Annotated in this window: 12 protein-coding genes; 9 read left to right on the forward strand and 3 right to left on the reverse strand. The window is 71.9% G+C overall.

Translation table 11 applies throughout. The annotated features are described in order from the left end of the window. Positions 1-54: 54 nt before the first annotated feature. Positions 55-888 (reverse strand): anti-sigma factor, encoded by an 834-nt coding sequence (locus BLS95_RS26370; protein ID WP_090936610.1) that lies wholly within the window; start codon positions 886-888, stop codon positions 55-57. A 120-nt stretch (positions 889-1,008) separates the two neighbouring features. On the opposite strand from BLS95_RS26370, the gene BLS95_RS26375 reads away from it, so the two are divergent. From BLS95_RS26375 to BLS95_RS26385, 3 genes are all read left to right on the forward strand, one after another. Beyond that, complete coding sequence (locus BLS95_RS26375; protein WP_090936612.1) at positions 1,009-2,211, forward strand: FAD-dependent oxidoreductase; 1,203 nt, start codon at positions 1,009-1,011, stop codon at positions 2,209-2,211. Between the two features lie 100 nt (positions 2,212-2,311). Then, positions 2,312-3,649, forward strand: coding sequence for a class II 3-deoxy-7-phosphoheptulonate synthase (locus tag BLS95_RS26380; protein ID WP_090936614.1), 1,338 nt, complete (start codon positions 2,312-2,314; stop codon positions 3,647-3,649). Between the two features lie 165 nt (positions 3,650-3,814). Continuing rightward, complete coding sequence (locus tag BLS95_RS26385; RefSeq protein ID WP_090936616.1) at positions 3,815-4,582, forward strand: SAM-dependent methyltransferase; 768 nt, start codon at positions 3,815-3,817, stop codon at positions 4,580-4,582. Between the two features lie 94 nt (positions 4,583-4,676). Here BLS95_RS26385 and BLS95_RS26390 read toward each other — a convergent pair whose 3' ends face one another. Further along, complete coding sequence (locus BLS95_RS26390; RefSeq protein ID WP_090936621.1) at positions 4,677-5,051, reverse strand: thioredoxin family protein; 375 nt, start codon at positions 5,049-5,051, stop codon at positions 4,677-4,679. A 335-nt stretch (positions 5,052-5,386) separates the two neighbouring features. On the opposite strand from BLS95_RS26390, the gene BLS95_RS26395 reads away from it, so the two are divergent. After that, positions 5,387-6,754: a pentapeptide repeat-containing protein gene (locus BLS95_RS26395; RefSeq protein ID WP_176993390.1), complete on the forward strand. Its 1,368-nt coding sequence runs from the start codon at positions 5,387-5,389 to the stop codon at positions 6,752-6,754. 76 nt (positions 6,755-6,830) lie between these two features. Next, positions 6,831-7,499 (forward strand): permease prefix domain 1-containing protein, encoded by a 669-nt coding sequence (locus BLS95_RS26400; RefSeq protein WP_090936627.1) that lies wholly within the window; start codon positions 6,831-6,833, stop codon positions 7,497-7,499. 54 nt (positions 7,500-7,553) lie between these two features. Here BLS95_RS26400 and BLS95_RS26405 read toward each other — a convergent pair whose 3' ends face one another. After that, positions 7,554-7,889 carry a PadR family transcriptional regulator gene (locus BLS95_RS26405; protein ID WP_090936648.1) on the reverse strand — a complete coding sequence of 112 codons (336 nt, stop codon included), beginning with the start codon at positions 7,887-7,889 and terminating at the stop codon, positions 7,554-7,556. Positions 7,890-7,975: 86 nt separating this feature from the next. On the opposite strand from BLS95_RS26405, the gene BLS95_RS26410 reads away from it, so the two are divergent. The 4 genes from BLS95_RS26410 to BLS95_RS26425 are packed head-to-tail and all read left to right on the forward strand — an operon-like array spanning position 7,976 to position 13,791. Continuing rightward, positions 7,976-9,148, forward strand: coding sequence for a cytochrome ubiquinol oxidase subunit I (locus BLS95_RS26410; RefSeq protein ID WP_090936650.1), 1,173 nt, complete (start codon positions 7,976-7,978; stop codon positions 9,146-9,148). Between the two features lie 12 nt (positions 9,149-9,160). Beyond that, positions 9,161-9,925: a cytochrome d ubiquinol oxidase subunit II gene (locus tag BLS95_RS26415; RefSeq protein ID WP_090936653.1), complete on the forward strand. Its 765-nt coding sequence runs from the start codon at positions 9,161-9,163 to the stop codon at positions 9,923-9,925. A gap of 6 nt (positions 9,926-9,931) precedes the next feature. After that, complete coding sequence (gene cydD / locus BLS95_RS26420) at positions 9,932-11,911, forward strand: thiol reductant ABC exporter subunit CydD (RefSeq protein WP_245765287.1); 1,980 nt, start codon at positions 9,932-9,934, stop codon at positions 11,909-11,911. Between the two features lie 8 nt (positions 11,912-11,919). Next, positions 11,920-13,791 carry an amino acid ABC transporter ATP-binding/permease protein gene (locus tag BLS95_RS26425; protein ID WP_090936656.1) on the forward strand — a complete coding sequence of 624 codons (1,872 nt, stop codon included), beginning with the start codon at positions 11,920-11,922 and terminating at the stop codon, positions 13,789-13,791. Positions 13,792-13,816 lie beyond the last annotated feature (25 nt).

The following is a 13,816-nucleotide window of genomic DNA, read 5'->3' on the forward strand; positions in this document are numbered from 1 at the left end:
ATCGGGCCAAAGCCGGCCTTGCGTCCATGGTCCGCGCCGATCTTCCGGCGGCCGTCAGGCGCTGGGCAGTTCGGTCAGCAGGATGGGTGGCGTCGTGGGCTTCTTGGAGCCGCCCGCGGGCTCGACCGTGAGCGCCACGTGGCCGTCGCCGGGCACGGGCGTGAGGAGCACGGGCGTGGTCATCCCGCCCTGCTCGTGCCGGAGCAGGCCGGCCGGGCGCGGGCCGCCGGGGCCCATCAGCCACAGCTCGTACGCCCGGCCGCGCGGCGGCTCGGGCAGGTCGGACGAGGCGAACACCATGCGGCCACGCGAGCGGGAGATCACCACCGTGCCGGTGCCGCCGCTGGTGACCGGCTGCCGCACGGTCTCGGCGTCCGGCGCGGCCAGCACGGCGAGCAGCTCACCGTTCCTGGCGTTCACCTCGCCCAGCTCGCGGCGGGCGTCGAAGGCCAGCACGCCCAGCACGACCGCGGCCGCCGCCGAGACCGCCGCCAGGGCCGCCGCCACCCTGGTCCGCCGGGACCGCAGCGGCAGCACGACCTGTCCGGCGTCGGACGTCACGCGGATCTCCGGCGCCACGGCCTCCGGTATCCGTTCGCGCCGGGGGTGCCAGATCGTCGGGCTGTCGTCGTGGTCCTGTCCTCGCTCCTGTCGCGGCGCGTCGGGACGGCGCCGCTCGTGGGCGGCGGAGAGGAGCCGCCGCCGCAGCCCGGTGGGCGGCGGCTCGGCCACCGCCTCGGCCAGCCTCGCGGCCGTCTCCCGCAGCCGGCGCACCTCGACCCCGCAGCGCGGGCAGGCGAGCAGGTGCTCCTCGAAAAGCACCCACTCGGCGTACGGCAGCGCGTGCACGGCGTAGGCGCCAGAGAGGGTGTGGAGCTCGTCGTTCATCCTTCCACTCCCTGTGCGAGAGGCGGCTCACGCATGTACTTCGGTGGTTCGGGCATGTCGGATGGCCACGAGGCTTGCTCATTTCCGATGGTGTGAGAGAATCTCACTAGGTGATGAATTATGAGCTGTGTCATAGCGGGCGGCGGCCCGGCGGGCGCTGTGCTCGCGTTGCTGCTGGCCAGAGCGGGCGTCGAGGTGACGCTGCTGGAGAAGCACGGTGACTTCCTGCGCGACTTCCGGGGAGACACCATCCATCCGTCCACGCTGCAGGTGCTCGACGAGCTGGGCTTGGCAGAGGAGTTCGCGAAGATCCCGCACCGCAGGGCGTACGGGATGACCATGGTGTCGGACGCCGGCGAGATCCGGCTGACGAGCCTGCGCGGGCTGCCCGGCCGGTACGACTACATCGCGTTCGTCCCGCAGTGGGACTTCCTCAAGCTGGTCACCTCGGCCGCCGCGGCCTACCCGGCCTTCCACCTGAAGATGAACGCCGAGGCCTACGACCTGATCAGGGAGAACGGGGCCGTACGCGGCCTGCGCTACCGGGACGCGTCCGGCGAGCACGAGATCAGGGCGGACCTGACGGTCGCCGCCGACGGCCGGCACTCGACCCTGCGGAGCCGGGCCGGGCTCGTGCCGAAGGACCTCCGCGCGCCGATGGACGTGGTGTGGTTCCGGCTGCCCCGGCACGACGATGACCGCACGGACGCCTTCCTGCGCGTCTCCGCCGGGCACATGATGGTCGCGATCAACCGGGAGACCTACTGGCAGCTGGCGTACCTGATCCCCAAGGGCGGCTTCGGCGAGCTCGTCCGCGGCGGGATCGACGCCCTCCGCGAGCCGGTGGCCGAGCTGCTGCCGTGGCTGGCCGACCGGGTCGGGCAGATCAGCGACTTCGACGACGTCAGCGTGCTCACGGTGGCGCTCAACCGGCTGCGCCGCTGGCACCGGCCCGGGTTCCTGTGCATCGGGGACGCCGCGCACGCCATGTCGCCGGTGTTCGGGGTGGGGATCAACCTGGCCGTGCAGGACGCGGTCGCCACCGCCAACCTGCTGGCGGGCTCGCTCCGGTCGGGCGGGCCGATCCCGGAGTCCACCCTGCACCTGCTGCAGCGCCGGCGGCTGTTCCCGACGCTCGTCACGCAGGAGGCGCAGCGGCTGGTCCAGAACCGGGTGATCAGCCCCGCGCTGAGCCGGCGGTTCAACCCGTCCCGGATGCCACGCGACCTGACGAGGATCCCCGGGATCAACCGGCTGACGGCCCGCTTCCTCGGGCTCGGCGTACGCCCGGAGCACGTCGAGGTTCCCGCGGCGGGCAGCTGACCCGCCCGCCCGCCGCGACGCGCCGGAGGGCATGTCAAATGGTGGGACAATGAGGTCGGTTGGTCGGCAGAACGGGGTCAGTGGAATACCCTCGTATCTCGTGAGCAGCAATCTCGTGGATCTGGATTCCTGGCGAGCGCTTTCCGCCGCGCAGCAGCCCGACTGGCCCGACCGTGGCGAGTTGGAGAAGGTCGTCGCCGAGCTCGGCGGCCTGCCCCCGCTGGTCTTCGCGGGCGAGTGTGACCAGCTCAAGGAGCAGCTGGCGGCCGTCGCCCGGGGTGAGGCGTTCGTCCTGCAGGGCGGCGACTGCGCCGAGACCTTCTCGGGCGCCACCGCCGACAACGTCCGCAACAAGCTCAAGACGTTGCTGCAGATGGCGATCGTCCTGACCTATGCGGCCAAGGTGCCGGTCGTCAAGATCGGCCGGGTGGCGGGGCAGTTCGCCAAGCCGCGCTCCAAGGGCACGGAGATCCGCGACGGCATCGAGCTGCCCGCCTATCGCGGCGACATGGTCAACGGGTTCGACTTCACCGCCGAGTCGCGGGTGCCCGACCCGTGGCGGCTGCTCAAGGCCTACCACTCCTCGGCCGTGACCCTCAACCTGGCCCGCGCCTTCACCAAGGGCGGCTACGCCGACCTGCGCCAGGTGCACGCCTGGAACCAGGACTTCGTGGCCGAGTCGCCCGCCGGGCGCCGTTACGAGCGGCTGGCCAGGGAGATCGACCAGGCGCTGGCGTTCATGCGGGCCTGCGGGGCCGATCCCGAGGAGTTCCACACGGTCGAGTTCTACTCCTCGCACGAGGCGCTCATCCTCGACTACGACCGCGCGCTCACGCGCATCGACTCGCGTACGGGGCTGCCCTACGACGTGTCGGCGCACATGGTCTGGATCGGCGAGCGCACCCGGCAGCTCGACGGGGCGCACGTGGAGTTCTTCTCCCGCATCCGCAACCCGATCGGCGTCAAGCTCGGCCCCTCGACCACACCCGACGAGGCCCTGGCGCTGGTCGAGCGGCTCAACCCGCGCAACGAGGCGGGGCGGCTGACGTTCATCACCCGGATGGGCTCCACCAAGATCCGCGAGCTGCTGCCGGCGCTGGTCAAGGAGGTCACGGCCTCGGGCGCGAAGGTGGCCTGGATCTGCGACCCGATGCACGGCAACACGTTCGAGGCGCCCAGCGGGCACAAGACGCGGCGGGTCGACGACGTGCTCGACGAGGTGGCGGGCTTCTTCGAGGTGCATCGCGCGCTCGGCACGCATCCCGGGGGCATCCACATCGAGTTCACCGGCGACGACGTGACGGAGTGCGTGGGCGGCGGGCACGAGATCGTCGAGGGCGACCTGGCCACGCGCTACGAGACGGCCTGCGACCCGCGCCTCAACCGCAGCCAGTCCCTCGACCTCGCCTTCCAGGTGGCCGAGCTCTACCGCGGCTGACCCTGCGCCTTCCCTTCCGTGCCACCGGCCGCCACGGGCCGGTGGCACGAGTCATGTGATCTGCGTCTCATCGGGACCGCCGGGGAGAACGAAGTTCGGTGGAACGGGCGGGACCGCCGCTATGATCGCCCTCGGTATCAGGGCGGACATATCTGGAGAAAAGCCGTGGACAATGCCCCTGAGGGAGTGGACCCCACCGTCCCCAACGTCGCGCGGATGTACGACTACTACCTCGATGGCAAGGACAACTTCGCGGCCGACCGCGCGGCGGCGGACAAGATCCTCCAGACGTTCCCGCGTACCAAGCCGGCCGCCCGCGCCAACCGGGCGTTCCTGCGCCGGGCCGTCCGGCACGTGATCGACTCGGGCGTCAGGCAGATCGTGGACCTGGGCGCCGGCCTGCCCACCCAGGGCAACACGCACGAGATCGCGCCCGAGGCGCGCGTGGTCTACGTGGACTACGACTCGGTGGTGTGCGTGCACGGCAGGGCGCTGCTGGCCAGGAAGGACGACGTCGACTTCCTCCAGGGCGACCTGCGCGAGCCGGACCCGCTGCTGGACAAGCTCGGCGGGCTGGTGGACTTCGGGCAGCCGGTGGCGTTCCTGATGCTGGCGGTCCTGCACTTCATCCCGGACGAGAACGCCTACGACCTGGTGACCAAGCTGCGGGAGACGAGCGTGCCCGGCAGCCTGCTGGTGATCAGCCACGCGGTGGACACGACGCCGAACACCACCCCGCAGGCCCTGGAGATCTACCGCAAGGCCACGGCCGCGCTCAACCTCCGCTCCAGGGAGGAGATCCTGCGCTTCTTCGACGGTTACGAGCTGGCCGAACCGGGGCTGACGTTCCCGAACGGCTGGCGTCCTGACGACCCGGACGCGCCCGGCAACGGCATCGACTTCGGCTATGTGGGGGTCGGCCACAGGCCCTGAGAAGCGGCCCCATGATCACCAGGTGATCATGGGGCCCGCCGCTTCGGAGCCACGTCGTCACGAGCGTCCCGGCGGAAGGCGGGGACGCGGCGCGTCAGTTTTGCTCGGCGCCCTTGAGCTCCTTGGCGAGATCCGCCCTGATCTCGTCCATGTCGAGCGCCCGCACCTGGCGGATCAGGTCCTCCAGCGCCGGCGCCGGGATGGCACCCGCCTGGGAGAAGACCACGATGCCGTCGCGGATCGCCATGAGCGTGGGGATCGAGGTGATCTGGAAGCCCTGCGCGAGCCCCTGCTCGGCGTCCGTGTCTATCTTGCCGAAGGTGATGTCGCCGTGGGTGTCCGACGCCTGCTCGAAGATCGGCCCGAACTTCTTGCACGGCGGGCACCAGTCGGCCCAGAAGTCGAGCAGCACGATCCCCTTGTCGGCGATGTCGTTGAAGTTCGTCTCGGTTACTTCGATGGTCGCCACAAGTGGCTCCTCGTCACGTCGCTGAAGGTTTGCACTGGGTAAGAACCACTACCCTGCCCGCTGCATTCCAGCAACCCCGCCGGCGAGGCGCGATCGCGGGCGGCAGGCCGTTCTACGGGGTGGCGTCGCCACTACCGTGGGTGGCGGGCGCACCCCGGCGGGTCGCCGGGATGGCGGGCAGACCCATCGTCATCGGAGCGGTCAGGGCCTTTCCGGATAAATTACACATGTCCGGCGCATTTAGTGCAGATTTAGACCGCATATTTTTCCCTAAAGTGGCTATCACATAAAATCATCGAACCTTGACATCGGCCGTCGCGGGTATGACCAGGTGCATGGACTGGGTTACCTGCGCGTATTCGGCTGCCTGCACCGGAATCGCCGGCCAGCCGTCCGGCCTCTGCATGGCGCATCTGTCACCCGAGCAACTCCAGGGGGCCCTCGGTGAGCTGGCCCCGGGCCGTCTGCTCGACCTGCGCGGCACCATCGTCAACAGCGAGTTGCTGTCACAGGTGCTCGACGCCACCGGCGGCCGGCCCGGCAGGGCCCGGCTGGACCGGGTCAGGTTCACCGGCGACGTCCGGCTCGCGGGCGTGACGTTCGCGGGCGACGTGTCACTCGACGGCGCCAGGTTCGAGCGGCTGGCCTCGTTCTTCGGCGCCCGCTTCGAGGGCAACGTGTCGCTGGCCGGCGCCAGGTTCAGCAGGGAGCTGTCCTTCCACGGCGTCACCGTACGCGGGCACGTCTCCCTCGACCGGGCCGTGATGTGCCGCGACGCGCTGTTCGGCCAGGTGGTCGTCGGTCACGGGCTGTCGTGCGAGCGGGCCAGGTTCGACGGTTACGCCTCCTTCGACGGCGCCCACCTGGGTGACGGGGCCGCCTTCCGGGGCGCGCGCTTCGGCCGTACGCTGTCCTTTCGCAAGGTCACCGGGCAGGCCGGGTTCGAGGCCGCGCACTTCGCCGCGGACGCCTACCTGTCGGCCACCGGCCGGTTGTCCGTCGCCCGGGCCCGCGCCGACGGGCTGCTGGACGTGTCGGTCGCGCGGTGCGGCCTGGACCTGCGCCGGGTCGAGGTGGCGGGGACCACGACCGTGCGGCTGACCGACTCGCAGGCCGACCTGGAGGGCGCGGTGCTGCGCGGCCCGGCCACCGTGACCGGCCGGGGCAGGTCCATGGTGACCTCGTTGCGCCAGGTGGAGGCGGCCAACCTGGGCCTGTCCGGGCTCGACCTGTCGGCGTGCAGGTTCGCCGGGCTGGCCCATCCCGCGGGGGTTCAGGTCAAGGACTGCACGTTCGCGCTCACGCCGCGCGGCGTGCGGGTGAGCCTGCGCTGGCCGATGTTGCGCTGGTTCTCCCGCCGCCGCGCGCTGGCCGACGAGCACACCATGCGCGGCTGGTCCTCCCCCGGCGACCCGACCAGCACCACCCCCGACCGGCTGGCCGCCCTCTACGCGGGGCTGCGCCCCAGCGACCACGCCACCTCGGCCGACTTCGCCTTCGCCGCCATGGAGATGCGCCGCCAGGCCGGCCATCGCTGGTGGCTGTCGGTGTCGTGGCTTCTGTGTGGGTACGGCATGCGCATGGGCCGGGCGGCGGCCTGGGTCGCGCTGCTGGCGGCGCTCACCGCGGCCGCGGTGTTCTGGGGCTCGGCCTCGCACGCCGACCGGCAGGCCGAACCCCCGAACCCCGCCATGCACCCCTGACGGCCATCCGAAGCGCGGGGAAATATCGGGGAGTTCCCCGATAGGACCCTGAGACCCGCCTTCGTAAACTTGGACCATGCTCATCGACGACTACGTCGCGGACCTGCACCGCTCCTTGTCCGGTCCGCACGGGCCCAAGCGCGACATGGTCGTCGAGGCACGCGACAGCCTGACCGACACCGCCGACGCGCTGGAGGCCGACGGGCTGGACCGCGCCGAGGCGGAACGGCTGGCGGTCGCGGAGTTCGGGAAGGTCGCCGAGATCGCCCCGGAATACCAGGCCGAGCTGACCGCCGCCTCGGGCCGCCGGCTGGGCGTGCTGCTGTTCGTCGGCGTGCCGGTCATGACGGTCATGTGGTCGGCGTTGTGGATCCTCTACCCCGCCACCGAGGACGTCTGGACGCACCGGCCCGACTGGTATTCGATCGTCGCCCGGTCGCTCGACATCATGCATCTCGGGGTCGGCCTCTATGGCGGGATCGCGCTGTTCGCACTCAGCCGGGGCGGCCGGTGGATCCATCGGCCGCGGCTGGTCACCCGGTCGCTGGGCGTGCTGGTGTTGGCCATGCTGCCGATCAACGTCGTGGTGGGGCTGGTCCTCACCTACGGCATGGACTCCCCCAACACCCTGACGCCGCTGCCCGCCGTGCTGGCCAACCTGGTGAGCGCGGCCATCTGGGGCATGCAGATCTACGGCGCCACCCGCTGCCTGCGCGTCACCCGGGTGCCGCTGCCACAGGGCTGACCGCCACACGACCGGCCGGCATCCCGCTCATCGCCGGCCGGCCGGTGACATGGCTCACCCGAGTGCGGTGACGTCGGCGCGCAGAACGCTGCCGATCACGCTGGTGAACTCGTTCCACGCCGACCGCTCCCCTTCGAGCTGCTTCCTGCCCGAGTCCGTCAGCCGGTAGGTGCGGCGTTTGCGCCCGCTCACCGTCGCCCACTCGCTGGCCAGGAAGCCGACGCGTTCCAGCCTGCGCAGAGCCGGATAGACGGTGCCCGTGGGCACGTTGAGTGCTCCGCCGCTGCGCTCCTGCAGTGCCTCGATGATGGCATAGCCGTGCAGCGGCCGCGCTTCGAGCACCGAGAGCAGCAACGCGTCCATGTGTCCGCGCAGCGCGTCTGGATTCATGTCCCAGATCCTAGACATTCGTTCGCCATGTAGCCAGTCTACATGTAGGCTCTCTATATGTAGGCAGACACAACAACGGAGTCGCAATGGATGTACTTGACCTGGCACGAACACAGTTCGCGGTGACGGGGAGCCTGCACTTCCTGTTCGTGGTGCTCACGCTGGGGCTGGCGCCGCTGGTGGCGATCATGCACACCCGGTGGGCGAGGTCGGGCAAGCCCCTCCACGAGCAGATGACCCGGTTCTGGGGGCAGATCTACGTCATCAACTACGCCCTGGGCATCGTCACCGGCCTGGTGATGGAGTTCCAGTTCGGGCTGTCATGGAGCGGGCTGTCGCATTACGCGGGCGACGTGTTCGGCGCGCCGCTGGCCATGGAGACGCTCGTGGCCTTCTTCCTGGAGTCCACGTTCCTGGGGCTGTGGATCTTCGGCTGGCGGCGGCTGCCGAAGTGGGCGCACGTGGCCTGCATCTGGGTCGTGACGCTGACGGCGTACGCGAGCGCGTTCTTCATCATGGTGGCCAACTCCTACCTGCAGAACCCGGTCGGCTCCGTCTTCAGGAACGGGCGGATGGAGCTGGTCGACTTCTTCGCACTGCTCACCAACAAGTCGCTGGTCTTCTCCTATCCGCACGTGATCGGGGCCGGGCTGTTCACCGGGGGCATGGTGCTGGTGGGGGCGAGCGCGTACCAGCTGTGGCGCCGTACGCAGGACCTGGAGTTCTTCACCGCGTCGCTGCGGACGGGGGTCGTCACGGCGGGGATCGGGATTCTCGTCACCATAAGCTTCGGCTACGCGCAGTTCGCGGGGGTCGCCGAGGGCAAGTTCGGGAACAGCGGGCTGGCGGCCACCGCGCTCGGGTTAATGATCGAGTCCGGGCAGTACCTGGCGCTCGTCGTGCTGCTCGGCATGTGGCCGCTGGTCCGCTCCCTGCACCGGCGGCGCTGGGCGCATCCGATCCTCATGGTGATGACGCCACTGCCGTTCGCGCTGGCGATCCTGGGCTGGATCGCCAGGGAGGTCGGGCGGCAGCCGTGGATGATCTGGGAGCGGCTCAGCGTGGCCGACGCCATGTCGCCGGGGCTGACCTCGGGCATGATCACGACCTCGCTCGTGGGGTTCGTGGCCGTGCTGGGGCTGCTGGCGATCGTCGACTACGTCCTCATCGCGCGGGCGATCCGGCGGGGGCCGCAGCGCCTCGCGCTCGGGGCCGCCGCCGACGCCGACGAGCCGCGTTCGCCCGCGCTGAGCTACTGAGGGGTATGGGACATGGAAATCTTGTGGTTCGTCGTCTTCGCGGCGCTGCTCGCCGGATATTTCGCCCTTGAGGGGTTCGATCTGGGGGTGGGGCTGCTGCTGCCCGTGCTCGGCAGGACGCGGGAGAACCGGGACCGGATGGTGGCCGCCATGGCGCCGTATGTGCTGGCCAACGAGGTCTGGCTGGTGGCCGTGGCCGGGACGCTGTTCGGGGTGTACCCGCTGCTGGAGGGCGAGGTGCTGTTCGGGCTCTACCCGCTGGTGGTGGCCATGCTGCTGAGCTGGGTGCTGCGGGACGCCGGGCTGTGGTTCCGGCGCAGGCTCGACGGGCGGCGGTGGCGGGGGTTCTGGGACGCGATGATCGCCTTCGGGTCGCTCGGGCTGTCGTTTTGCTGGGGCATGGCCCTGTTCGCCGCCGCCACCGGGTTCGAGTCGCCGGCCGTGCATCCGCTCGGGGTGTTGCTGGGCGTGGTCGTGAGCGGGTTGTTCGCCCTGCACGGGTGGATGTTCCTGGCCTGGCGGACGCCCGGGGTGTTCGGCGGGACCCGGTCGGGGCGGGCGCTGCTGGTGTCGGGGATGGCGGCGGCGCTGCCCGTGGTGGCGCTGCTGGCGGGCGCGATGCCGTACCTGCTGGCGCACAGCGCGCCCGCGAGCACGCTGAATGTGCTCAGTCTCATGGCGCTGCCCTTCGCACCGGTCATGGTGGGCGCGCAAGTATGGGTATGGCGCACCTTCCGTCCCGGAAAGGACGCCGTCCGTCTTCCGTCGTTCTTCTGAGGGCTCGTGCACAAGGATCTTCTACGGCTCATGCGGGCCGAGCGGTCGGTGCGCCGCCATCTGGCCGTGACCATGGTCGCGGCGGTGGCGGCGGGGCTGCTCGTGCTGGTGCAGGCCGAATTGCTGGCCGGAGTGCTGTCCGGCCGGTTCACCTCCGCCGCCCTGGCGGGGCTCGCCGCGGTCGTCGGCCTGCGGGCGGCGCTGGCATGGGGCCAGGGCGTCTTCGCCGGACGCACCGCGACCGGGGTGAAGTCGGCGCTGCGGCACCGGCTGCTGGGCCGGCTGCGCGACCTCGGGCCCGCGCGGCTGGCCGCGCACCGCTCCGGTGAGCTGGTCACGCTGGCCGGGCGGGGCCTGGACGGGCTCGACAACTACCTGACCGGCTACCTGCCGGCGATCGCGGTGGCCGCGGTGGTGCCGGTGGCGGTGCTGGTCCGGCTGTTCGCCGCCGACCTGGCCAGCGCGGTGATCGTACTGGTCACGCTGCCGCTGATCCCGGTGTTCGGGGCGCTGGTGGGCATGACCACGAAGGCCGTCACGGAGCGCCAGTACCTGGCGTTGTCGCGGCTCGGCGGGCACTTCCTGGACGTGGTGCGCGGGCTGCCCACCCTGCGCGCCTTCGGGCGGGCCCGCTACCAGGCGTCGGTCATCCAGCAGGTCGCCGACGCGCACCGGAACGCCACCATGCGGACCCTGCGGGTGGCGTTCCTGTCGTCGCTGGTCCTGGAGCTGTGCGCGTCGTTGTCGCTGGCGCTGGTGGCGGTGCCGGTCGGGTTGCGGCTGCTCGGGGGGTCGCTGGATCTGACGACGGCGCTGCTGGTGCTGTTGCTGGCGCCGGAGGCCTATCTGCCGCTGCGGGCGATGGGGACCCGCTTCCACGCCTCCATGGAGGGGGTGGCCGCCGCCGACGCGGCCTTCGCCGTACTGGAGGGCTCCGGCCCCGACCCGGTACGCCCGCGGGCTGATGTCCCCTCGACGGACGCGGGGGCGCCGGAGATCCGGCTGGAGGGCGTGACCGTCCGCTATCCCGGCCGGGAGGGCGCGGCGCTGGAGAACGTCTCGCTCGTCATCCGGCCGCGGGAGCGGGTGGCGCTGGTGGGCGAGAGCGGCGGCGGCAAGAGCACGCTGCTGCACCTGATCCTCGGCTTCATCCGCCCGTCCGAGGGGCGGGTGCTGATCGACGGCGTGGACCTGCGCGAGCTGGACCTGGGGAGCTGGCGTGCCCGGCTGGCGTTCGTGGCCCAGCGGCCGCACCTGTTCGCCACGTCCGTGGCCGACAACATCCGGCTCGGCGCGCCGGACGCCTCCCTGGAGGAGGTACGCCGGGCCGCCGCCGCCGCGCACGCCGTCTTCGTGGACGGGCTGCCCGAGGGGTACGACACGGTGGTGGGCGAGCGGGGCGCCAACCTGTCCGCCGGGCAACGGCAGCGGATCGCCCTGGCGCGGGCCTTCTGCCGTTCCGACGCCTCGGTGCTGCTGCTGGACGAGCCGACGGCCCGGCTGGACGGGCGCAGCGAGGCGGCCGTGGTGGCGGGCACGGCGGCGCTGGCCCGCGACCGCACGGCCGTCATCGTCGCGCACCGGCCCGCCATGATCGACCTCGCCGACCGCGTCGTCCGCCTCCACGACGGCCACATCGTCAGCGACACCACCCGCCGCCCTACCGCCTCCGCCGTCGAACAGGACGCCCCGGGGCGGGGGGACATAGGCGAGCGGGAGGAGCTCGACCGGGGAGACGCAGGGCTCGGCGTAGGTGAGCAGGACGCCCCCGACCGGGATGGTTCTGAGCAGGGCAGCCCTGGCCGGGGCGGTTCCGAGCAGGGCAGCGCTGGCCGGGACGGCTCTGAGCAGGGCAGCCCTGGCCGGGACGGCTCTGAGCAGGCTGGTCGGGAAACGGCGGGGTCGGGTGTGGCCGGGGAGCCGGTGGGTGGTGCACGGCGGCAGGGACAGGTCGCGGTGGTGCGGGGCGAGCGGGGGCAGCGGTGAACCGGCGGATGGGGATGCGGCTGGTCTGGGCCGTGCTGGCGGGCGCGGCGGCCGATCTGGCCGGGCTGGGGTTGATCGCCGCGGCGGCGTGGCTGATCACCCGGGCCGCCGAGCAGCCGCCGCTGGCCGCGCTGAGCGTGGCGATCGTGGCCACCAGGGCGTTCGCCACGAGCAAGGGCGTCTTCCGGTACGCCGAACGCCTCACCGGCCACGACGTGGCACTGCGCGCCCAGGCGGGCACCAGGGAACGCCTCTACCAGGCCCTGATCCCGCCCCAGCGGCCCCGGCACGGCGGCGCCGACCTGCTCAGCCGCATGGTGGACGACACCGAGGCCGTACAGGACCTGCTCGTCCGCTGCCTCCTCCCGGCCGTCGCTGCGGCCCTGGCCGGGCTGGCCGCCGTCGTCATCGGCCTGACGCTCCTGCCCGTGGCGGCACTCGTGCTGGTGGCCGGGCTGGTGCTGGCCGGGGTGCTGCTGCCCGCCGGTACGGCCGCCGCGGCCCGCCGCTGGTCGGCCCGGATCGCGCCGGCGCGGGCCGTGCTGGCGGGCCGGGTGGCCGACCTGGTGCACGGCTCCGCCGACCTGGCCGCCTACGGAGCCGACGACGCGGCCCTGGCCAAGGCGCAGGCGGCCGACGAGGCACTGGCCGCCCTCGAACGCCGCCAGGCCCGCGTGCACGCCGCCGCCCTGGCCGGGGGCACGCTGGTGCAGGGGCTGACGGTGGCGGCAGTGGTCCTGCTCGCCCAGGGGGCCGGCGTGAGTACGGTCGGCACGGCCGTGCTCGCACTGACCGCGCTGGTGTCCTTCGAGCCCGTGCTGCCGTTGGCGGCGGCGGGCGAACGCCTGGCGGGCATCATGGCCGCCATCGGGCGGATCCGCGAGGTCCGCCGTGCCGCTCCGGCGATCACGGAGCCCGCCCGCCCCGCACCGAGGCCCACGACCCCGCTGACCATCGAGATCGACGACCTCGTGGTACGCCACCCGGAGGCGTCCGTCACGCTGGAGGGCGCGCCGGCGGCGGCGTCGGTGCGGCCCGAAGGGCTCGGGGGGCAGGGGGCTGCCGCCCGGCCAAGCGCGCGGGACGCGGCGGCTGCGGCGGGTGTGCAGGACGCGGGGCATGCGACCGCCGTGGCCCGTGTGGGCGGCGACGCGGCGGGTGTGCCGGACGTGGGCGTCGGGGATGCGGCGGGTGGGGGCCGGGCGGCTCTGGACGGGGTGTCGTTGCGGCTCACGCCGGGCAAGCGGGTGGCGATCGTCGGCCCCAGCGGAGCCGGGAAGAGCACGTTGCTGGCCGCCCTGATGCGCCTGGTGGAGCCGGAGTCGGGCAGCATCCGGGTCAACGGAGTGGAGCTGCGGGAGCTCGCGGGCGACGACGCGCGGGCGCTGATGACGGGGCTCACCCAGGATCCGTACATCTTCCGTACGAGCCTGCGCGACAACCTGCGCCTGGCCGGCCCCGAGGCCGATGACGAGGCGTTGCGGCAGGCCGTACGGGATGCCAGGCTCGACGACTGGGTCCAGCGGACCGGGTGGGACACGGAGCTGGGCGAGGACGGCACGACCGTGTCCGGCGGGCAGTTGCAGCGGCTGGCCCTGGCCAGGGCGCTGCTGTACGACCCGCCCGTGCTGCTGCTCGACGAGCCCGCCGAGGCGCTCGACGAGGACACGGCCGACCGGCTGATGAGCGACCTGCTGGACGTGACCCGCGACCGCACCACGCTGCTCGTGACGCACCGCCTCAAGGGGCTGGAGACGGTCGACGAGATCGTGGTGCTCGACGAGGGCCGCGTCGTCCAGCGGGGACGCCACGACGAGCTGGTGGCCGTACCGGGCTACTACCGCGACCTGTGGGAGTCCGAGGTCCTGACCAGGCGTTGATCCCCGGGGACCCTGCGAGCACATC

The sequence above is a fragment of the Nonomuraea jiangxiensis genome (assembly GCF_900099965.1).
Classification (GTDB): domain Bacteria; phylum Actinomycetota; class Actinomycetes; order Streptosporangiales; family Streptosporangiaceae; genus Nonomuraea; species Nonomuraea jiangxiensis.